Annotated in this window: 20 protein-coding genes; 9 read left to right on the top strand and 11 right to left on the bottom strand. The window is 31.6% G+C overall.

Annotated features, from left to right (window positions below; all coding sequences use genetic code 11):
- Positions 1 to 260: 260 nt before the first annotated feature.
- On the top strand, positions 261 to 962 hold the full coding sequence (locus tag FOF46_RS27655) for a hypothetical protein (RefSeq protein ID WP_143918728.1): 702 nt from the start codon (positions 261 to 263) through the stop codon (positions 960 to 962).
- A gap of 47 nt (positions 963 to 1,009) precedes the next feature.
- On the opposite strand, the gene FOF46_RS27650 is transcribed toward FOF46_RS27655, so the two are convergent.
- Entirely contained in the window at positions 1,010 to 1,537 is a 528-nt protein-coding gene (locus FOF46_RS27650) for a hypothetical protein (RefSeq protein ID WP_109437573.1), read from the bottom strand.
- Between the two features lie 264 nt (positions 1,538 to 1,801).
- On the opposite strand from FOF46_RS27650, the gene uvrA reads away from it, so the two are divergent.
- The 4 genes from uvrA to FOF46_RS27630 all read left to right on the top strand — a co-directional run bounded on the left by uvrA (position 1,802) and on the right by FOF46_RS27630 (position 10,944).
- Positions 1,802 to 4,642: an excinuclease ABC subunit UvrA gene (gene uvrA / locus FOF46_RS27645; RefSeq protein ID WP_143918727.1), complete on the top strand. Its 2,841-nt coding sequence runs from the start codon at positions 1,802 to 1,804 to the stop codon at positions 4,640 to 4,642.
- A gap of 12 nt (positions 4,643 to 4,654) precedes the next feature.
- Positions 4,655 to 5,344, top strand: a complete 690-nt coding sequence (locus FOF46_RS27640) for an LOG family protein (RefSeq protein WP_109437575.1) — start codon at positions 4,655 to 4,657, stop codon at positions 5,342 to 5,344.
- Between the two features lie 160 nt (positions 5,345 to 5,504).
- Positions 5,505 to 8,336 (top strand): M1 family metallopeptidase, encoded by a 2,832-nt coding sequence (locus tag FOF46_RS27635; RefSeq protein ID WP_143918726.1) that lies wholly within the window; start codon positions 5,505 to 5,507, stop codon positions 8,334 to 8,336.
- 193 nt (positions 8,337 to 8,529) lie between these two features.
- On the top strand, positions 8,530 to 10,944 hold the full coding sequence (locus FOF46_RS27630; protein WP_143918725.1) for an alpha-ketoacid dehydrogenase subunit alpha/beta: 2,415 nt from the start codon (positions 8,530 to 8,532) through the stop codon (positions 10,942 to 10,944).
- A gap of 4 nt (positions 10,945 to 10,948) precedes the next feature.
- Here FOF46_RS27630 and FOF46_RS27625 read toward each other — a convergent pair whose 3' ends face one another.
- The 3 genes from FOF46_RS27625 to FOF46_RS27615 are packed head-to-tail and all read right to left on the bottom strand — an operon-like array spanning position 10,949 to position 13,349.
- The gene (locus tag FOF46_RS27625; protein WP_143918724.1) at positions 10,949 to 11,560 is read right to left on the bottom strand and encodes a hypothetical protein; all 612 of its coding nucleotides are present in this window, start codon (positions 11,558 to 11,560) and stop codon (positions 10,949 to 10,951) included.
- Positions 11,561 to 11,619: 59 nt separating this feature from the next.
- The gene (locus FOF46_RS27620) at positions 11,620 to 12,456 is read right to left on the bottom strand and encodes a hypothetical protein (RefSeq protein WP_143918723.1); all 837 of its coding nucleotides are present in this window, start codon (positions 12,454 to 12,456) and stop codon (positions 11,620 to 11,622) included.
- Between the two features lie 50 nt (positions 12,457 to 12,506).
- Positions 12,507 to 13,349: a 1,4-dihydroxy-2-naphthoyl-CoA synthase gene (locus FOF46_RS27615; RefSeq protein WP_200825140.1), complete on the bottom strand. Its 843-nt coding sequence runs from the start codon at positions 13,347 to 13,349 to the stop codon at positions 12,507 to 12,509.
- Positions 13,350 to 13,508: 159 nt separating this feature from the next.
- Here FOF46_RS27615 and FOF46_RS27610 point away from each other — a divergent pair, with 159 nt between their 5' ends.
- Positions 13,509 to 13,922, top strand: a complete 414-nt coding sequence (locus FOF46_RS27610; RefSeq protein WP_143918722.1) for a hypothetical protein — start codon at positions 13,509 to 13,511, stop codon at positions 13,920 to 13,922.
- A 66-nt stretch (positions 13,923 to 13,988) separates the two neighbouring features.
- Here the strand turns inward: FOF46_RS27610 and FOF46_RS27605 are convergent, their stop codons facing one another.
- From FOF46_RS27605 to FOF46_RS27585, 5 genes are all read right to left on the bottom strand, one after another.
- On the bottom strand, positions 13,989 to 14,822 hold the full coding sequence (locus FOF46_RS27605) for a CvfB family protein (RefSeq protein ID WP_109437581.1): 834 nt from the start codon (positions 14,820 to 14,822) through the stop codon (positions 13,989 to 13,991).
- A 109-nt stretch (positions 14,823 to 14,931) separates the two neighbouring features.
- Positions 14,932 to 15,273, bottom strand: a complete 342-nt coding sequence (locus FOF46_RS27600) for a DUF2853 family protein (protein ID WP_143918721.1) — start codon at positions 15,271 to 15,273, stop codon at positions 14,932 to 14,934.
- A 106-nt stretch (positions 15,274 to 15,379) separates the two neighbouring features.
- Positions 15,380 to 17,104 (bottom strand): 2-succinyl-5-enolpyruvyl-6-hydroxy-3-cyclohexene-1-carboxylic-acid synthase, encoded by a 1,725-nt coding sequence (gene menD, locus FOF46_RS27595; protein WP_143918720.1) that lies wholly within the window; start codon positions 17,102 to 17,104, stop codon positions 15,380 to 15,382.
- A 54-nt stretch (positions 17,105 to 17,158) separates the two neighbouring features.
- Positions 17,159 to 18,241 carry a chorismate-binding protein gene (locus tag FOF46_RS27590; RefSeq protein ID WP_143918719.1) on the bottom strand — a complete coding sequence of 361 codons (1,083 nt, stop codon included), beginning with the start codon at positions 18,239 to 18,241 and terminating at the stop codon, positions 17,159 to 17,161.
- 1 nt (position 18,242) lies between these two features.
- Complete coding sequence (locus tag FOF46_RS27585) at positions 18,243 to 18,668, bottom strand: PaaI family thioesterase (RefSeq protein WP_109437585.1); 426 nt, start codon at positions 18,666 to 18,668, stop codon at positions 18,243 to 18,245.
- Between the two features lie 87 nt (positions 18,669 to 18,755).
- On the opposite strand from FOF46_RS27585, the gene FOF46_RS27580 reads away from it, so the two are divergent.
- Genes FOF46_RS27580 through FOF46_RS27570 form a run of 3 tightly spaced genes read left to right on the top strand, consistent with a single transcriptional unit; the run spans position 18,756 to position 20,885 of the window.
- Positions 18,756 to 19,319: a TetR/AcrR family transcriptional regulator gene (locus tag FOF46_RS27580; RefSeq protein ID WP_109437586.1), complete on the top strand. Its 564-nt coding sequence runs from the start codon at positions 18,756 to 18,758 to the stop codon at positions 19,317 to 19,319.
- A 47-nt stretch (positions 19,320 to 19,366) separates the two neighbouring features.
- Positions 19,367 to 20,218, top strand: coding sequence for an alpha/beta hydrolase family protein (locus FOF46_RS27575; RefSeq protein ID WP_109437587.1), 852 nt, complete (start codon positions 19,367 to 19,369; stop codon positions 20,216 to 20,218).
- Between the two features lie 28 nt (positions 20,219 to 20,246).
- A complete protein-coding gene (locus FOF46_RS27570; RefSeq protein ID WP_143918718.1) occupies positions 20,247 to 20,885 on the top strand; it encodes an alpha/beta hydrolase in 639 nt (212 codons plus the stop codon).
- Between the two features lie 15 nt (positions 20,886 to 20,900).
- Here FOF46_RS27570 and FOF46_RS27565 read toward each other — a convergent pair whose 3' ends face one another.
- Together FOF46_RS27565 and FOF46_RS27560 are read right to left on the bottom strand one after the other, a co-directional pair.
- Positions 20,901 to 22,097, bottom strand: coding sequence for a leucine-rich repeat domain-containing protein (locus FOF46_RS27565; RefSeq protein WP_143918717.1), 1,197 nt, complete (start codon positions 22,095 to 22,097; stop codon positions 20,901 to 20,903).
- A 97-nt stretch (positions 22,098 to 22,194) separates the two neighbouring features.
- Positions 22,195 to 22,707, bottom strand: a complete 513-nt coding sequence (locus tag FOF46_RS27560) for a helix-turn-helix domain-containing protein (protein WP_143918716.1) — start codon at positions 22,705 to 22,707, stop codon at positions 22,195 to 22,197.
- Between the last annotated feature and the right edge of the window lie 51 nt (positions 22,708 to 22,758).

Genomic DNA, 22,758 nt, shown 5'->3' with positions numbered 1-22,758 from the left:
ATCCTTTTAAAACCTTGAGTATTTTATCGTAATTTGCTTGAAAGTTGTGCATATGAATTATAGTGTCGTAACTACAATTTACTGCCTTTTAGCAGTTTGCGCAACTTTTTCTAAATGCACAACGGGTAAAGTTAATTTAAAAAACCAATATTATTTTTAGTATTTCACTAAATTGGCAGAAATTTATATTCTAGTACATTAAGTTTCTGTTATTATAATAATATCAATAGAATATAAAACTATTTTTAAACCACTATCCATTGAGAAAAAAACTTATAAAGCTTTTTAAAATATTAGTATTAAGTATTCTTGCCTTGATCGTTATTACAATTGCCACTTTATATTTTTCTTTACACGAAAAACTTCCTGAAGGTGAAGCAGGAATTAAGGCTGATAATTTTGCATTAAAAATTCAAAATGCTGTCAAACATGATCAATATATAAAAACAGATTATTTACAATGGACTTTTAGAAATAAAAATCACTATATCTGGGACAAACGAAAGAACACAGTACAAGTAGATTATGATGGACATAAAGTAATTCTTGATCTTGATCACCCAGAAAGAAATAAGCTTATAAATCCTGAGCATTTCTCGGATAAAATTATAAAAAAAGCCCTTGCAAATTTTAACAATGATTCATTTTGGGTAGTTGCTCCCCATAAATTATTCGACAAAAAAACTACTCGACAATTAATTACATTAAAAGATAACTCCAAAGGGTTATTAGTAACATATTCCTCTGGCGGTACAACTCCCGGTGATTCTTATTTATGGAAAGTTGATTCTAATTATCGTCCTATTAGTTATAAAATGTGGGTTTCTATAATTCCTATAGGTGGTATTGAAGCCACATGGGAAAACTGGATAGACACAGATAGCGGAGCGCACCTCTCTCAACAACACAAACTATTAGGCTTTGGAATTCCAATAACCAATCTAAAAGCATGGAACGATTAAAAAATACACAAAACTTTTTCCATTAAGTAATGTGATCATTTTAGTGCTTATTTATTTTTAGAACTATCTCCAACAAATTGCTGAGATTTATTCTTAAATAGCACATTGAATGTTGTTAAACTACCATAAATTCTTGTAATATATTGTTGTAAATCTATTTTATCCTGATCATCAAGTTTTGAACTATTAATTTTTTGTTCCATAACCCTGATCCTATCTCTTACCATAACTATTTTATGAAAGAATTTATCTATAGGTAATTCTTTTGATGACAGATTCTGGTCTCCTGGTTGCAAAATTAGGTTTCCACCTTTCCATTTATCAGCAATAGGAATAATTTCTGAAACATCACTATATCGTTTTAAAATATCTCTTAAGGCCTTCTCTACTTCGCTAAAACTTACAGTATCTACTTCATCTTCAACCCCCTCTATAACTTCATATTCATCATCAACTCCTATGGTCTCCAGGCCATTTTCAATAAAAGTTACCCAATACATTTTTGAAGTCACATTAGTGACGACACCTAATCCAAATTCTGGATGTTTTATTCTGGATCCTATCCCTAAAATCATAATTATATTTTTTTTAAAAATAGTAAGATTAGTATTAATTAGAAAAATTAATACTGCAAAAAAAGCCGGGAAATGAATGTCGATTACCAACTCATTTGTATATCATGAAATTAAATTTTGATACTTTTTCTTCTTCAACATCAGTCGTATTGCGATTATTTTGCTTCTCTTTAAAAAAATAAGATTCAATTAACAAAACTGAAACTAAACCTATTTTACAAAACGCTCTCAAATAACTACATTTGCAATCTTGGTTTAAAATTTATGGTCGCATCAGAAGAAAATATTGAGGTTTTAGGAGCACGGGTTCATAACTTAAAGAACATTGACGTTACCATACCTCGTGAAAAATTAGTAGTAATTACCGGATTATCAGGTTCTGGAAAATCGTCTTTGGCTTTTGATACTATTTATGCAGAAGGGCAACGACGATATATAGAAACCTTTTCTGCCTATGCAAGACAATTTTTGGGAGGCCTAGAACGACCTGATGTAGATAAAATTGATGGACTTTCTCCTGTCATCGCTATAGAACAAAAAACAACAAGTAAAAGCCCGCGTAGTACAGTAGGAACAATCACAGAAATTTATGATTTTTTAAGACTGTTATTTTCTAGAGGAAGTGATGCATATAGTTATAATACTGGGGAAAAAATGGTAAGCTATAGTGATGAGCAAATCCAAAACCTTATAACGAAAGATTTCACCGGAAAAAAAATAAATATTCTAGCTCCCATTGTACGCTCAAGAAAAGGACATTATCGTGAACTTTTTGAACAAATCGCTAAGCAAGGATTTGTAAAAGTTCGTACAGATGGTGAAATCAAGGATATTACCAAAGGAATGAAACTCGATCGGTACAAAACTCATGATATTGAGATTGTAATTGATCGATTAATGATTACAGAAGGTCAAGATAATTCAAAACGTCTAATGGAAACCATCAATACTGCGATGTATCATGGTGATGATGTTTTAATGGTTATTGAAGAAGGTGCTAAAGAAGCTCGTTTCTTTAGTAGAAATCTAATGTGTCCTTCTAGTGGAATATCATATCCAAATCCTGAACCCAATAACTTTTCCTTTAATTCTCCAAAAGGAGCATGTCCAAAATGTAATGGGATTGGTAATCTTTATGAGGTTAACCTAAAAAAAATAATACCCGATGATTCTTTATCTATTAAAAACGGAGGGTTAGCTCCACAAGGGCCACAAAAGAATAATTGGATTTTTAAACAGTTAGAATTAATAGCTCAACGCTTTGATTTTAAACTCAGCGATCCAATACATAAAATCCCAGAGGATGCAATGGAAATTATTCTTCATGGAGGAAAAGAGAAGTTTAGTATAGATAGTAAAACCTTAGGCGTAACACGAGAATATAAAATTGACTTTGAAGGCATTGCTACTTTTATAGAAAACACCTATAAAAATAATGACTCCACTTCTTTAAAACGATGGGCAAAAGATTTTATGGACAATGTGCAGTGCCCAATATGTGAAGGATCACGATTACGTAAAGAGTCACTATACTTTAAAGTTAATGAAAAGAATATCGCAGAATTAGCTGCAATGGATATCATAGAGCTTTCTGAATGGTTTATAGCACTTCCTGAGCTCTTAAGCGAAAAACAAAAAGCCATATCTGGAGAAATATTAAAAGAGATTAATGCCAGACTTCGTTTTTTGATTGATGTGGGTCTTACCTATCTTTCTCTTAACAGAAGTAGTAAATCCCTTTCTGGAGGAGAAGCTCAACGTATTCGTCTTGCTACTCAAATAGGTTCTCAATTAGTAGGAGTTTTATATATTCTTGATGAACCAAGTATTGGGTTACATCAAAGGGACAACGAAAAATTAATCAACTCTCTAATTCAATTACGGGATATAGGCAATTCTGTTATAGTTGTTGAACATGATAAAGATATGATCGAACGTGCCGATCATGTTATTGATATAGGACCTTTAGCAGGAAAACATGGAGGCGAAATTATTAGCGAAGGTACTCCTCTGGATTTAAAACTTCACAATACATTAACAGCTGACTATCTAAGTGGTAAAAAACAAATAGAAATACCTGCAAAAAGAAGAAAAGGAAATGGAAAAACTATTTCACTAAAAGGAGCAACAGGAAATAATCTAAAAAATGTTTCTATAGACATCCCATTAGGAAAAATGGTTGCAATAACCGGAGTTTCCGGAAGTGGTAAATCTACGCTTATCAATGAAACGCTTTATCCTATCTTAAATGCATATTATTTTAACGGAGTAAAAAAACCAATGCCATACAAAAGCATAAAAGGGCTTGAACATTCTGATAAAGTAATTGATATCAACCAATCTCCAATTGGTCGTACTCCAAGATCTAATCCTGCTACATATACTGGAGTTTTCTCTGAAATACGAAGCTTATTTGCTAAAACTCCGGAAGCAATGATCAGAGGATATAAACCTGGACGTTTTAGCTTTAATGTACAAGGAGGAAGATGTGAAACTTGTAAAGGAGGAGGCTTACGGGTTATTGAAATGAATTTCCTACCAGATGTGTATGTAGAGTGCGAAACGTGTCAAGGAAAACGTTTTAATAGAGAAACTTTAGAAATTCGTTACAAAGGTAAATCCATCTCAGATGTACTAGAAATGACTATTAATGAAGCATGTTTATTTTTTGAACATGTTCCAAAGATCTTCAGAAAATTAAAAACTATACAAAATGTTGGCTTAGGATATATTACCTTGGGCCAGCAATCCACTACCTTATCTGGTGGAGAAGCACAACGTATCAAACTGGCTACAGAATTATCCAAAAGAGATACTGGTAATACATTTTATATCTTAGACGAACCCACTACAGGGCTGCATTTTGAAGATATTAGAGTACTAATGGATGTATTGAATACATTGGTAGACAAAGGAAATACAGTCCTCATTATAGAGCACAATCTTGATGTAATTAAAATGGCTGATTATATCATAGATATTGGTTATGAAGGAGGAAAAAACGGAGGAAAAGTTGTAGCCAAAGGTACTCCAGAAGAAATTATAAAAGATAAAAAGAGTTATACTGCTAAGTTTTTAAAGAAAGAACTAGGCGTTTTAAATTAAAGCATACGATTTATGAGAAAAGAACAACACCATAAAGGTTGGAACGAAATAAAAACTAATGATTCCTGGGCAATCTTCAAGATCATGGGAGAATTTGTAAATGGATTCGAAAAAATGAGTAAAATTGGACCTTGTGTTTCAATTTTTGGATCAGCACGTACAAAAGTAGACGATAAATATTACCAACTAGCTGTAGATGTTGCCAAAGAAATTGTAAATCAAGGATATGGAGTAATTACTGGTGGTGGCCCTGGTATTATGGAAGCTGGAAATAAAGGTGCTCATTTAGGAGGTGGAACTTCTGTAGGACTAAACATTGAATTACCATTTGAACAGCATGATAATCCATATATCGATAGCGATAAAAGCCTAGATTTTGATTACTTCTTTGTTCGAAAGGTAATGTTTGTGAAATACTCTCAAGGATTTGTAGTTATGCCTGGTGGATTCGGAACATTAGATGAGTTATTCGAAGCGATAACATTAATACAAACTAAAAAAATTGCAAAATTTCCTATTATATTAGTAAGTACTGAGTTTTGGGGGGGACTTATTGATTGGGTTAAAAGTACATTACTTGAAAAGTTTAGCAACATAAGTCCGGGAGACTTGGATCTTATTCATGTTGTAGATACCCCCAAAGAAGTATTAGATATCTTAGATAAATTCTATGGAGAATATAATTTAAGTCCAAACTTCTGAAACATTTTATTATCAAATGAGTTACTTAAATTGAATATTAACACAAATAATCACATATCAAGGCATAGCTTTTTTAAAAACAATTTAAATCCAGCTCGTATATAAAGTGAGTTTTATAATTGTTCTATTTGTTAAAAGCACTTTTTATTAAATCTAAGAATTGAATATTAAGAGACTATATAATTTCATAATTGTTTTTTTTGCGTTGACTATTACGTCATCAGCGCAGCATAGTATACTTATAGATGCTCAATTGGATCCTCAAAAAAAGATCTTAACAATTGAGCAAGAAATTACCTATACAAATACATCAAATGATACGCTTTCAAAAATATTCTTTCATGATTGGGCGCATAGTTTCTCAAATAAAAACACTCCGCTAGGGAAAAGATTTTCTGAAGACTTTTTAAAGAAATTCTATTTTGCAAAGGACAATGAACGAGGGAGTTCTGTAATTCAAAAAGTAACTGATAACAATTCTCAGCCTTTATTATGGAGTCGCTATAACAAGACTCCCGATATTATATGGATTGAGACCTCCCAACCTATTTATCCAGGACAAAATCAAACTTTTCTTTTAAAATACCAAATCAAAGTACCGAGTAACAAATTTACACGGTATGGATATCACGCAAACGGAAATTTTAGTTTAAAATATTGGTATATCGTTCCTGCTGTATATGATACAAAATGGAATATTTATAGCCATAAAAACTTAGATGACCTGTATGCTCCACTGGCAAATTATAAAATAAACCTCACTCTTCCAGAAGAATATGAGGTCATGAGTGAGTTAAAAAAAGAGACGATTTCATCTTCAGGAGAAAAAATAAATAAAACGATCCAACTTACAGGAGATAATAGAAATGAAATAAATCTTTACATTGAAAAGAACCTTTCGTTTTATAGTTTTTCTACAAATGGTACTGAATTGGTTAGCAATATAGATGATAATGATCTAATGCCAAAAATGAAATCTGTAGCTATAGACAGAATTATTACTTTTTTAAATCAAAGGTTAGGCCCTTACCCTTTTGACAAATTATTGGTTTCTGAAAATGATTATAAAAACAATCCTGTATATGGCTTAAACCAGTTACCTGATATCCTAAGACCTTTTCCAGATGGCTTTCAATATGAAATAAAGCAATTAAAAACAATAACTGGAAATTATCTTGAGAAAACACTACTTATCGATCCAAGAAATGATACCTGGGTAAAAGATGCTATACACATCTACTTAATGATGGCATATACAGAAAAGTATTATCCAGAAATGAAAATTATTGGTAAGCTTAGTAAAGTAATTGGCATAAGATGGTTTCATGCAGCAGATTTGGATTTTAACGATCAATATTTTCTAGCTTATAAAAATATGGCCAGATTATTCTTAGATCAACCTCTTACCATGCCAAGAAATGAGTTGGTAAAATTTAATAGAAATATTGCTAATTCATATAAAGCAGGAGTTGGATTTAAATACTTAGAAGATTATTTGGGAGACGATAATATTGTTGACCAAAGTATAAAAGACTTTTACACGCAAAATGTTCTAAAACACACAAATTCAAACGCATATAAAAAAGTACTCTCATCATTGTCTTCTAAAGATATTGAGTGGTTTTTTGAAGATTTTATTGCAACAAACAAAAAACTAGACTTTAAAATAAAATCTGTTAAAAAAAGAAATGACTCTCTTGAGGTTACTATAAAAAATAAGAGCGATAATACTATGCCCGTATCGCTTTACGGCTTTAGAAAAAAAGAACTAGTTTCTAAAACATGGGTTACAGAAATTAATGATACCAAAAAAGTAACAATTGCTAATGAGGATATTAGTAAACTTATATTGGATTATGATCAAAATATACCTGAGGTAAATAGAAGAAATAATTATAGAAACTTAAAATGGATATTTAACAAACCTATACAATTCAGATTTCTTGAAGATGTTGAGGATCCAAGATATAGTCAAGTTTTTTTTATTCCGGAAATTGAATTTAATGTATATGATGGTTTTACTTTAGCTTCAAAATTTTACAATAGATCCATTATACGACGAAATTTTGAATACAATATATCCCCAGCATATGGTTTTAAATCGAATAAACTATTAGGATCAGCATCTATTTTTAATAGACATCAAATTGCAGATTATGGATTATATCAGATACGATATGGTGTAAGTGGAAGCATGTTTAGTTATGCTCCTGATTTATTGTTTAGGCGATTTTCTACCTCTGTTAGTTTTCGTTTCAGACCAAAGGATTTAAGGTCAAATGAAAATCAAAGATTAACTCTTAGAAACATTAATGTCTTTAGAGAAAGAGATGAGGAGAATCCTGTTGTCACTCCTGATTATAATGTATTTAATGCCAGGTACAGATACTCTGATTTTAATCTTATTAATTTTTTAGGATATACAATCGATTATCAATTATCAAAAAACTTTAGCAAAGTATCTACAACTATAAATTACAGAAAGTTGTTTCTAAATAATCGTCAGTTAAATCTAAGATTATTTGCTGGTACTTTCCTTTTTAATGATACAAAGAAAGATGGAGATTTCTTTAGCTTTGCTCTGGATAGGCCAACAGATTACTTATTTGATTATAATTATTTAGGACGTAGCGAAGATACTGGTTTTGTAAGCCAACAAATTATTTTGGCCGAAGGAGGATTTAAATCTCAACTAGATTATCCATTTGCAAATCAATGGATTACAACATTCAATGCAAATACAAACATCTGGAATTGGATTTATGCATACGGAGATGTTGGTTTAGTAAAAAACAAAAATATTTCTCCCAAATTTGTATATGACGCAGGCGTTCGATTAAGCTTAGTTGCTGATTATTTTGAAGTTTTCTTTCCAGTAGTTTCAAATAAAGGATGGGAAATCTCACAACCCAACTATGAAGAACAGATTCGATTTATTATTACGCTAAGTCCAGAGACATTGATAGGACTTTTTACCAGAGAATGGTATTAAGAATATCCAAGACATCACATAAATGTGAAAATTTTGCGCATTTGTTAATCAATCCTTAAAATACCACCCAAAAAAGAAAATTTGCTAATAAAAAAGCATTTTAACTGAATTATATTCAAAAAAATTAAGAGTTTTTACCTTGCAAATGGCGTCTATTTTAACTAAATTTGCACCCTATAAAAAAATCGTTCACATGCAGCCTGAAACCGTTACTTCATCTAATATTTCATTCGAAGAATATAGAAATCAAATACTTAGCGATTATAAAATCGCATTGATTAGTAGAGAATGTAGTTTATTAGGAAGACGTGAAGTATTAACGGGTAAATCAAAATTTGGAATTTTTGGAGGAGGAAAAGAACTCCCTCAACTTGCAATGGCAAGAGTTTTTCGTAATGGAGATTTTAGATCTGGATATTATAGAGATCAAACCTTTATGATGGCTATCGATCAATATACTATAGAACAATTTTTTGCTGGCTTATATGCACATACAGATATCCAAAAAGAACCTTTTGCTGCTGGAAGACAAATGGGAGGTCACTTCGCCACCCATAGTTTAAATGAAGATGGCTCCTGGAAAAATCTAACTCAACAAAAAAACTCTAGTTCTGACATCTCTCCTACGGCTGGACAAATGCCCCGTCTATTAGGTTTAGCTCAGGCATCAAAGGTATACCGCAATGAAAAGAGTGTTGAGAATCTTACTAATTTTTCTACTCAAGGAAATGAAGTTGCATGGGGAACTATTGGTAATGCCAGTACAAGCGAAGGCTTATTCTGGGAAACAATAAATGCCGCAGGAGTTTTACAAGTACCTATGGTAATTAGTATCTGGGATGATGAATATGGAATTTCTGTACATGCAGAACACCAAACAACAAAAGAAGATATCTCTTTAATTCTAGAAGGTTTCAGACGAGATGAAAATCATGAGGGTTATGAAATTTTAAAAGTAAATGGCTGGGATTATCCTTCGTTAATGAGCACTTATGAACGTGCAGAAGAATTAGCTCGGGAAAAGCATATTCCTGTTATTATTCACGTAAAAGAACTTACCCAACCTCAAGGGCATTCTACTTCTGGATCGCATGAAAGATATAAAAGTGAAGAACGATTAAATTGGGAGCGTGAATATGATTGCAATAAAAAATTTAAAGAATGGATCATTGATCATAACATTGCAACAGTAGAAGAGTTACTTGATTTTGAGAAAGCAGCAAAAAAGGAAGTAAGACAAGGAAAAACAAATGCTTGGAACGCTTTTATATCTGAAATAAAATCTGAACAAAAAGAAGCACTCGAAGTATTAAAAGCTGTTGAAGAAAAAAGTGCTAATAAAAACTTTATCTCTCCTCTTATTACTTCGTTGGCATCAAAAGAAGAACCAATTCGAAAAGACATTCTCGAAGCCACAAGAAAAACATTACGCTATCTCACGAAAGAAAATTTTGCAGAAAAATTGACGTTGCAAAATTGGATCAATACATATATTGCAAATATCCAGCCTAAATACAGTGATCATTTATACAGTGAAAATGATAACAATGTTATCAGCATCAAAGAAGTGTTACCTGTTTTTGATAACAATGCAGAACTAGTAGATGGCAGACTTATTATCAGAGATAATTTTGAAAAATTATTCGATAGAATTCCAGAAGCTTTAATTTTTGGAGAGGATAGTGGTAAAATTGGTGATGTAAACCAAGGACTAGAAGGTCTTCAGGAAAGATTTGGTCAAATTAGAGTATCTGATGCTGGTATTCGTGAAGCTACTATAATTGGACAAGGAATTGGGATGGCCATGAGAGGACTAAGACCTATTGCAGAAATCCAGTATTTAGATTATATCCTATACTGTATTCAAGGATTAAGTGACGATCTTGCCACACTACGATATAGAACTTTTGCCAAGCAAAAAGCTCCATTGATCATACGAACTAGAGGTCATAGATTAGAAGGGATATGGCATTCTGGTTCTCAAATGGGTGGTCTTATTCATTTACTTCGAGGAATTCACATTCTTGTACCAAGAAATATGACTAAAGCCGCAGGATTTTATAATACATTGATGGAAAGTGATGAACCGGCATTAGTAGTAGAATGCCTTAATGGTTATCGTCTAAAGGAAAAGATGCCTTCTAATTTATCTGATATCAGAACCCCGATAGGTGTTGTTGAAACTATAAAAGAGGGAAGCGATATCACTCTTGTATCTTATGGTTCTACACTACGATTAGTAGAACAAGCTGCAAAAGAATTATTATCTGTTGGCATTAATGCCGAAATCATTGATGTCCAGTCTTTACTCCCTTTTGATTTACATCATGATATCGCAAAAAGTGTATCCAAAACCAATCGATTATTAATTATTGATGAAGATGTACCTGGTGGTGCTACTGGTTATATTTTACATAAGCTTATTGATGAACAAAATGTTTATCAATACCTAGATAGTAAACCACAAACATTAAGCGCACAACCACATAGACCTGCTTTTGGAACAGATGGAGATTATTTCAGTAAACCTTCTATTGAAGATATTTTTGAAAATATATACTCAATAATGAATGAAGCTGATCCTGCTGCTTATCCAAAATTAAGATAACAGGTTATTGGAAATCTTCGATTTTTAATCGTTTTCCATTTTTATAAGAAATCACAAAGATTTTCTTATCAAACCCAGACCCTATTAACATTTTTCTAAAATCTTGGGCTTCAGGTAAGGTTTCAAAAATACCTAAACTCATTTTATAGAACGAAGTGTCACTATAAATCAGTGTATTTGTAAATTTTTCAGAAATTGCTGGCATGTTTTTAGCATTAAATGCTTTAAGTTGCACAGAATATACTGTATCTCTTTTGATTAAACTTCTATATAAATATAAATTTTTAATTTCCTTAAGTTCTACTTTTTCTTTTTTTAAGGTTTCTAATTCCTCTTTTGCCGAAGTCAGTTCTTGCTTCAATAAAAGGAGTTCATTTTTCTCCTTTGCTATATCTTCTGATGGAGGTTTACTAAAATAAAAAGCATTAGCAACCAAAAAAATTGCTAACAGAAACAGAACCAAGGAAAAGGATCCGAATAATCGATTAGATTTTTTACTTTTTTTCAGCTTATCAGACTCTACATCCAGAAGGTCTTCAAGCTTTTTTTGTTTAATTTCGGCTTTTTCTATCTGGTAATGCAAAGATAGAAGATCCTCATCTTTCATAACTTTCATTGTGGGGGTAGCTTCAAAAGTTTAGTTAGTTATTTCTAAAGATATATTCTAAACAATGCTTAAGGGAGTCTCTTTTGGGTTATTTTATAAACGATTCCATTATTTATTTCCAAAATTAAAACAGGTTTATCCTTAATAATTTTCTGGAAAGCTTTCAATGGAAACCCATTAGAAATGCGATTGACACTTTCAATCTTCACCCTCGCCTTATCGTCAAGTTCTAAAATTATTGACTTGGAACTTTGGTTATGAATATAATAATTATTATATAAAAAATACAACGTATCTCCATTTTTATCTAAATCATACTCAGCTTCACCGTATTCTTTAGCTTTTTTAACTGCTTTTCTACCCTGATAATACTCTATTATATCTGCTTCAATAAAAACAACATCATTGCTTTTATAAACTTTATTTATGTAACAATATTTTCTTTCAAACTTAAGCTTGGAATTATCTCCGATTGTATCTGTAGCAACTTCTATATCTGCTGCCACCCCTTCTTGAACACCATCAACCATAACCCTTGAGAGATCACTAATGGTATCATTGGTATCAGATAAATCTTTGTTTTGGTATTTTGAGATATCTGTTTTGAGTCTACTTACCTCTCTTTGCAATGAATCATTTACAAATAGTAATTGCTCAATATCCTCGGGGGTTGCAGATGATCCATTATTAGTATATGCAGTATTTGTGTTAATTACATAAATACTTCCTGCCGTTAATAATAGCATTAAAAACAAGATGAAAATAAAATAAAAATTACGCCTCTTTTTACTTTTTTTCAAATCCTCAGAAATAGACATAAGTCGATCTTCCAGTCGCTGCTGCTTGATATCAGTTTTTTCCATCTGATAGTGCATCGATAAAAGTTCTTCTTCTTTTTTGTCCATATGCTACAAAAGGTAATTCTTGACTTAGATAAGATAATTATTTATTTAAGTTATGGCATCCATTTAATATTTTTAAAATCTGGTTTTCTTTTTTCCAGAAATGCATTTCGTCCCTCTTTCGCTTCATCTGTCATATAAGCTAATCGTGTAGCTTCTCCTGCAAATACTTGCTGTCCCACCATACCATCATCAGTAAGGTTCATTGCAAATTTTAGCATTTTGATCGATGTTGGAGATTTTTCTAGAATCTCTAACCCCCATTGGTATGCAGTATCCTCTAATTCTGCATGCGGAATTACCGCATTTACCATCCCCATTTCATATGCATCTTGTGCTGAGTAGTTTCTTCCTAAAAAGAAAATTTCTCTAGCTTTTTTCTGTCCTACCATTTTAGCAAGGTAAGCTGATCCATATCCGCCATCAAAACTAGTAACATCTGCATCAGTTTGTTTAAAAATTGCATGCTCTTTGCTAGCCAAAGTAAGATCACAAACAACATGGAGACTATGCCCTCCTCCAACTGCCCATCCAGGCACCACCGCAATAACTACTTTTGGCATAAACCTTATTAATCGTTGTACCTCTAAGATATTTAATCGATGCCTACCATCGTCTCCTACATAACCTTGATGCCCTCTAGCATTCTGATCTCCTCCACTACAAAAACTATATATCCCATCTTTTGTAGAAGGCCCTTCTGCTGATAACAAAACAACCCCAATAGACGTATCCTCTTGCACATCATAAAAAGCGTCATAAAGTTCACTTGTGGTTTTAGGTCTAAAGGCGTTACGAACATTAGGCCTATTAAAAGCTATACGTGCAATTCCTCCTGATTTTTTATATGTGATATCTTCGTATTCCTTTACGGTTTTCCAATCTATTGAACTCATTATGTATTTTTTTGTATCTTCAAAAATAATACAATATAATATACCAAACTATATGATTTTAGGGGTAAATACCTTAAATTTTAATTTTATTTAAAACAAAAATAGAATTTAGCATAGTTTTTGATGTTTTTTTCATCAATTGATAATATATTTACCTTTATGAAGATCTTTTTAGCAGTATTTATCGGAAGTATTAGTTTTTTATCATACGCACAAGAAAATCCCATACAAACTATCTCTATAGAATGGGAGCAATTAAGTGCTCCTATATCTTTTGCTAACAAAGCATTACCAACAACAACATATCAGTTAATGGAGGTAAATCTGGATATAGATTTAAGACAACAGGCTTTAAGAAAACCGGCCACAATGTTTCTTGAATTACCCAAAAGTAAAATAGTTTCACCAAAATACAGTGTTGCAATCCCACAGCCAAAAACATCTGGTTTTACTATATCTGGTAGTGGTTACAATCCAAATACTAATGCCGCAGGAGGTATAAAAAACATAGCCTATAAAGATGCTAGCCTATATAGCGGAGCCTACTGCCCTATTACCGGGTTAGCTTATTAGTAGAACTAACTCATCAGCTCACAGCGTGATTTTAACCCAGTCTTTTTTGATTGTATCATTTTAGTTCTATTCTACAATTCGAATCCCATCTTTTTCAATAGTAATTTTTCGAGCTTTATACAATGAACCTATTGCCTTTTTAAAGCTTTTTTTACTTAATTGAAAGACTTCCTTTATATCTTCTGGATCAGATTTATCATTTAAATCGATAAATCCTCCATTAGCTTGCAACTCTTTTAAAATTTGTTCTGCATTTGGTTCTATACCTCTATACCCATGTCGTTGCAGTGTAAGATCTATTTTACCATCTGGCCTTACCTTTTTTACAAATCCTTTAAATCGATCTCCAGGAGTAATCTTCTGAAAAATTTCATCTTCATATATTAGCCCTAAATGTTTTTGGTTTACAATCATATTCCATCCAAATGGAGATGGATGAGAGGCAATTAAATCAACTTCATCATAAGATGACAATAACACCAGAGAATTATCCAAAAAAGCATTCGTCTTGCTTGAGGCCAATAATCTATCGGTTTCATCATCAAGATACACATATACTAGATACCAATTTCCTTTCTTCATTTTATTGGCTTGTTCTTTAAAGGGAACAAAAAGGTCTTTTTCTAAACCCCAATCTAAAAAAGCACCAACTTCAGAAACACTTGTACATTTTAGATATGCAAAAGACTTTACGGTAGCATAGGGCTCCAATGTGGTAGCCACAATACGCTCTGAACTATCCAAATACACAAACACCTTTAGAAGATCTCTTATCATAAATTCTTCAGGAACATATTTATTCGGCAAAAGAACTTCATTACCATCTTCATCACAGAGATAAACGCCCTGATCTCTTTCTCTCACAACTTCTAATGTATTATACGCACCAAGCTTTAGCATTCTTTTATTTTTTGCGCAAAGATAATTCTTTAATCTTCCTGTTTACTTAAATTCAATAAAAAAAGGTGTACACAATAGCATACACCTCTTTTTTGTAAAATATCGCATACTATTTATATGCAGATTCTTTTCCAAAATGTTTTGTTAATAGATAATAAACAACAGCTCTATATTTGTTACGGTTTGACTTACCATATTTTTCTATTACAGAAGCGATTGCTTCATCTAGTTTTGCGCCATCAGATAGTCCTAATTTCTTGATTAGAAAATTTTGCTTTACTGTCGCTAATTCTTTTTCATCACTACCAGAAACTGTAGAAGCATCACTATTATAAATTGAAGGGCCACATCCAATAGTAACTTTAGTTAAAAGATCCATATCTGGAGTCTCTCCTATTTTATCTTTAATATCGGCTGCATATTTAGCAATTAATTCGTCTCTTTTACTCATAAGATGATAATGTTTTAGGTTTTTAGTTATTTTTTACTTTACTATATCAAATATAGATGAATTATAAATGAATAATTAATCCATAAAGTATATAAAAACGTCTCTTTTAGTTGAAATGCTTAAAATAATCGATTAAAGTACTATCATTTTGTTTTCTAGGTGTAAAAACTTCTAATAACTGAGGCAAACTATCGTTACTATATATATTTTTAATCTCTTCAACAGTCTCTTCGAGAGTATTTGCAGCATGGTATTCAAAACCATACATTTTACATAAATGTAATGCGGTTAAACCATGAGTGGTTTCAAAATATTTGGCAAAATTATCACTCTCTTCCTTACCTGGTAAAATTCTAAATATCCCTCCTCCATCATTATTAATAATAATGATTTTAAAATTTGATGGTATATATTCATTCCACAACCCATTACTATCATAGAAAAAACTAAGATCACCAGTTATTAATGTTGTTGGTATTCCTGAGGCCAATGCCGCTCCGATTGATGTTGACGTACATCCATCGATACCACTTGTACCTCTATTACAAAACACTTTGAACGATGATTTCAACGAAAACAATTGAGCATAACGCACTGTAGAGCTATTACTTAATTGAATCATTTGTTGATCCGGAATTCCATTAAAAATAGATTCAAACACCTTAAGATCTGTAAAAGGAATTTGACTTAAATAAGTATCGTGATCTTTTCTTCTTTGATTTCGTACTGAAATCCAATCTGCTTTATACGTACTTTTTACAAACTCTGCATTTTGTAAAAAACTTGAAAAGAATTGGTTAGGTTGTAGTTTTATATGCTCAGTAAGGCAAAAATAAGTATCATATGCTTTTTTTGAATCAATATGCCAGTGAGACTTGGGTTGATATTGACGTAAAAAACCTTTAATCCTTTTGGATACTACCATCCCACCAATAGTTAATAAAACATCTGGTTGCAACATCTCAAATTCGCCAGGATTTAAAGTAGAAATCAATTGATCAATACAATTTACATGAGAATCATGATGAATATTTGATGTAGTTTCTGTTAATACTAATACAGATGGATCCTCTGCAAAATACTCTACCCATTTTTGATCAACGGTCCCAGGAGAATTCACACCTATCAATATCATTTTACGTTCTGCATTATTCCACTCCCTTAACATTTCGGATTGTAGATCATCAGAAAACTTATAATACGAGTATTCTAAGGGTATATTTTTAGGAATAACTGTAGGCTGATCCAACTTATCATACAAAGGTTCATAAAAAGGAACATTAATATGTACAGGGCCATTTTTTTCTAACGCAGCATTTAGTGCAATGTTAATCTCTCTTTCATTATGCTTTTGAGCCTCATGTTGCTTTTGACGTATTTTTACATCATCAATTGTAGTTTCTGCAACTACTTCTGAGTATAAGTTTGCAGAATATGTGATATGATTCTCAAATACATTTTTCTGTCTAATCGTTTGTCCATCTCCAATATCAATTCTTTCTATTGGTCGATCTGCACTCAATACTACTAATGGAATATCACTATAAAAGGCTTCTGAAATTGCAGGATAATAATTTAATAATGCACTTCCAGACGTACATAACAGTATCACTGGTTTTTGAATCTGTTGTGCAATACCCAATGCAAAAAATGCAGCACATCGTTCATCTACAATACTATAACATTTCATCTCAGGATGTTCGCTAAAACCAATAGTCAAAGGTGCATTACGAGATCCTGGTGAAATAACAATATGATAAATTCCTTTTGCCTCACATAAGGCAACAATAGTTTGTGCTAAAGGAATCTTTGAATATAAGCGTTTCTTCATTCGAATCGCTAAATTACAATATCATACTAATTTAAGCCAGATTTTTTAGGTAATTTAAAACAAAACTTTTTTCATTGTTTCTGTTTTTTTTACTGTTTCTTCCCACTCTTTCTCCGGCTCAGAATCTTTAGTAATCCCTCCTCCTACATATAAAATAGCTTTATCAGGTTTCATTTCCATACAACGAAGATTTACAAATAGACTAGATTCTATTTTTCCATTTTTATTTACATTTAATTCTCCAAGAAAACCAGTATAATACTTTCTATTATATCCCTCATATTCGAGGATAAAAGATTTTGCTTCTTTTTTAGGTAAACCACACACAGCAGGAGTTGGATGAACTATCTGTATTACTTTTGCTATATCAGAACTTGCTGTTTTTAAAACCACTTTGATATCAGTTCTCAAATGTAAAAGCGTTCCTGCACGATATGTATATACATTTGACGATTCTATACGTTTAGAAACAGGAGTTAGTTCGTCCAGAATAAAATCGGTAACCATTTTCTGTTCTTCGATCTCTTTATCCCCCCACTCCACATTCATTTCACCAAGATAAGGTTGAGTACCCGCAAGTGCCATGGTATAAAAGTGATTTTCTTTTACATGAAGCAATGTTTCTGGCGTAGCTCCTAGCCACATCCCAATTTTAGGATGATACCAACAATACACAAAAGCTTTAGGGTAATTCATCACTAATCGTTTGTAAATTTCTAATGCATCATTATTTTCACAAACAACTTCTTCTTTTCGCGACAAGACTACTTTTTTAAAACATTTTGCTTTGATAGCATCAATTCCCCGTCTAACCAGTTGCATATGCTCTTCTTTAGCACTAGATACTAAAACAGAATCGTATTTTACATCATTTTCATTTTTATCAATATTGGTCGGTGAAGTAATAGTAACAGTATAACAAATACTTTTATCCATTGGGATAAGTACTGTTTTTTCTAATGTATTAAATGGTGCAAAAACAAATCCCGAAATCGTGTTATCTTTATACTCATACAACTCATCATCTTCCTGTAGAAAAACATCTATTTCTTGAGTATTAGCTTTTCTATATATAACAAAAGGAAGTTCTGCTTTTAACTGCTTCTTAAGGTCAGTATAAACATTATCTATGTTCATCCTACTTAGTTTTGGGAAGTGCAATCGTTGTTAACTTTACAACTGAGATGAGTTGATTTTCTTCACCTCTGATCTTTATATCCCATAGCTGAGTAGTGCGCCCTGGGTGCACAATTTCTGCTTTTGCAAACACATATCCTTCCTTGACACTTCTAACATGATTTGCAGAAATTTCTATCCCTCTAATATAAAATTCCTTTGCATCTAAAAACATAAAAGAAGCTGCACTACCAACACTTTCTGCAAGTGCGACCATAGCTCCCCCATGTAAAACACCATCTGGCTGATGTACTCTAGGTGTTACTGGCATCTTAGCTACCAAATAATCTTTACCCACTTCACAAAAAGAGATATCCAATGTCTCCATAAGTGTATTTTTACACATTTTTGCGCATTGCTTCAGTATTTCTTCTTCTGTCAAATTCATATACTATAAAATTTAAAACAAAAGTATACAATGCCTTTTAATAATTCTAACTATATTTGATCATTATTTTAACGAACGTTCAATAAAATGCCAAAAATAAAAACATCAAAAGAAGAAGTATTACAAAAGGTGATTCCGATTCTAAGAACTCGAGGAGTTCAAAATAGTAGTATGAGCGAGCTTTCTAAAGCCTGTGGTATTCAAAAATCCCATTTTTATTATTATTTCAGTAATAAAGAAGAATTGATAAAGGAAGTGCTGGCTTTAGTACATAGCTATTTTAATTACAACTTCTTTAAAATTATTCAAAGTGACACCCTCGATATTCAAGAGAAAATTACAAAGACCAAGGGGCTTATGAATAAAATTTTCAAAGTTTCCGAGGGAGGATGTATAATGGCAAATACTGCATTAGAAACCATTCACCTTGATCCAATATACAAAAAAGAAATACGATTGTTTTTTCACGATTTTATTTCTGGATTACAATATCTACTAGAAATTAATCATGAACCTGACAACGCATTGACATTAGCAGAGCAAATAGTTCAAGATATAGAAGGGGGTATATTATTGATGCAAGTTTATGATGACTCAAAGTATCTTAATAATGCCATTATAAGAATGGAAAAACTAATTCTAAATAAATAATTAAAGACTACTATGTTTAATTTCTCAACCTTAAAATTACAATCAACATGGAATCTTACACTATAAAATCATTCGATGGGTATCCAATATCAGTTCATGAATTTACTCCTAAATCTCCCAATTATAAAACGATAGTGTTTGCTCCTGCTGTTGCTGTTCCTCAAAAATTTTATTTTAATCTGGCAGAATACCTTGCAGAAAAAGGATGTAATGTATTTACCTTTGATTATCGCGGAATTGGAACTTCAATTTCGCGAAGTATCCAATCCTTAAAGGAGCACGGCTTTTTTTCCTGGGCAATGGATTTTAAGTCGATATCTAAATATGCGGCAGAAGAGTATCCTGACAATGAGAAATATATGATAGGCCATAGTTATGGAGGAAATAGTATTGGATTTAGCGATGCATACCAATATTATGACAAATACATTACTATAGCATCACAATTTGGATTCTACAAACACTTCTCATTAAGAATGCGAATATTGATTTATTTAAATTTCAAACTTTTTGTACCTATAACCACATCTCTTCTGGGATATTACCCCTCTGGCTGGTTTGGATTAGGCAAACCTCTTACCACTAAAGCAGCTAAAGACTGGGCTATTTTCCTACTACATCCTGATTCTATGTTATATTTCACCAAAGAAAACATGGATACTTATTATGAAAACATAAAAGCCCCTATGCTTTTGGTTAGTATTGATGATGATCTTTTTGCTCCTAAAAAATCTGTTGACATTCTTGGTGATCGTGTATACCAAAATGCAAATGTCACTCGAAAACATTTAAATCCTTCTGATTTTAATTTAAAAACAATTGGGCATTTTGATTTTTTTAGAATTAAAAATCGAGATATCTTGTGGCCAATAATTAGCGATTGGTTTCAGCTTAATTAAAAATATCACACTTTTTATTATAACCCTTATGAATAGCTCTGAAAAAGAAATATCTTATACAACAACAAACACCTACTCTACTTTAAATAGTTTAGATACTAATACAAAAACGGTTTGGATTGTTTTTCACGGAATAGGATATCTTAGTCGTTATTTCATTAGGTTATTTGAAAGTCTGGATAAGACAGATAATTATTTCATCGCTCCTCAAGCTCCTTCAAAATACTATAAAGGTGACGATTATAGAAGAGTTGGTTCTAGCTGGTTGACTAAAGAAAATACAAAGAAAGACACTCAAAATGTATTGCGTTATGTTGATGCAATATTATCTGAAGAGAATATTCCTAAAGATAAAAATTTAGTAATACTAGGATATTCTCAGGGAGTGAGTATAGCCAGTCGATGGATTTCTTCTCGAAAAATAAACCCTGATGCTTTTGTCATTATTTCTGGTGGGTTTCCTAAAGAATTATCTAAAAAAGATTTTTCTTTTCTCAATAAAACAACAAAAATCACTCATATTCTTGGGCAAAAAGATCCTTATTTTGAAATAGCAAAAGTTGAAGAAGAAAAAGTTAGAGTAAAACACCTCTTACCGCAAATTGAATTTAGAACTCATCCTGGAGGTCATGAATTAGACCCTAAAACGGTAAAAAATATTCTATAAGTTTCCTTAATTCAATTAATGTCGCATTATTCTACTAGGTTCCATTTCAAAAATCGAATTTATTGCGACAGGATTCATTTCTATTTTTTTTCCTTCAGATTTGATTTTGGCTAAGACTTCTTTATTATTCTTTTTATTGATAGTTGCTATTGGATTATTAAACAACATCACATCAGTAAGTTGTTTAAGATTATATAATGGCCACAAATTATCAATATCATTATCTTCAATCGCCAACCAGCGTAAATTTTTCATATTAACAATTGAATTTATTGATTTAATAGTATTCCTAGATACCAATAATTTCTTCATCCTAGATAATTGTTTTAGAGAGGAAATATCTTTCAATTGATTATCTCTAAGATCTAACCATTCTATACTATGCATATTCTCCAAAAAACCAATATCATCAATACTATTCCCCCTAAGCATTAGAACTCCTACATTTTGTAGTTCGGACAAGGGCGAAAAATCTACTATTTTATTGTATTCTAAATTTAATTGTACAAGCCTTTTCAATACCCTGAGTACTTTAATATCTGATATATTATTCTTCCCCAAAATAAGAATTTCTAACTGTGATAACTTTGCCAATGTATTAATGCTAGTTACATTATTCCCCGGTATCCAAATTCCGTATAAATCCACTAACTCTGATAAAGGAGAAAGATCTTCTAATTGATTGAAAGCCATATTAAAATGGGTTAATTTTTTCCAGTAGCGAACTATAGAGATATCATTAATTTTATTAAAATTAAATGTTATCCTTTTCAGATGTATTAATGTACGTAAAGGGTTTATATCAGAAATTTGGTTCCTATCTAACGCTAAGCTTTTTAAATTAACCAAATCAGATAATGGATGAAGGTCATGAATTAAATTTCCATTTGCGCTAAGTTTTTCTAAATTTCTAAGTTTTTGCAATGGTGTTAAATTTATTATCTTATTATTATCAAGGAATAAAACCTTTAAATTCTTTGCATGTTCTAATCCTTTGAGATTGGTAATTCCTCTTCCTATGGCAACAAATCGAGTTAAAGATTCTATATCTTTTATTGTTATATCTCCTGTAGGTTTATCTTGATAATCTCTTATTGCCTTCTCCAGATAAAAATCTGGTATATCAACAATCAAAGTCTTATCCTGACCATAGATTGATAAAATGAAGAAATGAAAAGCAATAATAAATAAAGGTTGTTTTGAAAGTTTCATACGTTTTATGATATTTTGATATCACAAATCTATTGCGACATCTAATCATATTAAAGTAAATCACTGTATGAAATGTCCCAAAATATAATTTGAAACTTTATTTTTTTGCATGAAGCATCTTAATATAAGATTTTGGAGTTTGCAATGTGAATTTTTGAAAAGCGCGATAAAAGGTAGTTTTAGATTTAAAACCTGAATCTTGTGCCAAAGCCAATAAAGTAAATTGATTCAAGTTTTCTGACTGAAGCTTATTCTTAACCTCTTCTACCCGATACCGGTTTACAAAATCATTAAAAGACATCTTAAAACCGCTATTAATTACTGTAGATATAACACCTGATGTTGTATTTAATTCTTTAGCCAGAACCTGTAAAGAAAGATTAGGATTGAGAAACATTTTTCTTATTTCCATAGCTTCAATAACCTTCGGGGAATAATCAAAAACTGAACTATTAATAGCTGAATAGTTATTTACCTTAAATTCTGAATATGAAGCGTAACCAATTATTGAGATTACATACACTATAAATGAATAACCCGTTGTGCATTTAGAAAAAGTTGCGCAAACTGCTAAAAGGCAGTAAATTGTAGTTACGACACTATAATTCATATGCACAACTTTCAAGCAAATTACGATAAAATACTCAAGGTTTTAAAAGGA

Source organism: Aquimarina algiphila, from assembly GCF_007489275.1.
Lineage (GTDB): Bacteria > Bacteroidota > Bacteroidia > Flavobacteriales > Flavobacteriaceae > Aquimarina > Aquimarina algiphila.
Note: the sequence above shows the minus strand (reverse complement) of the source record. Positions and strands in the feature narration are given on the sequence as shown.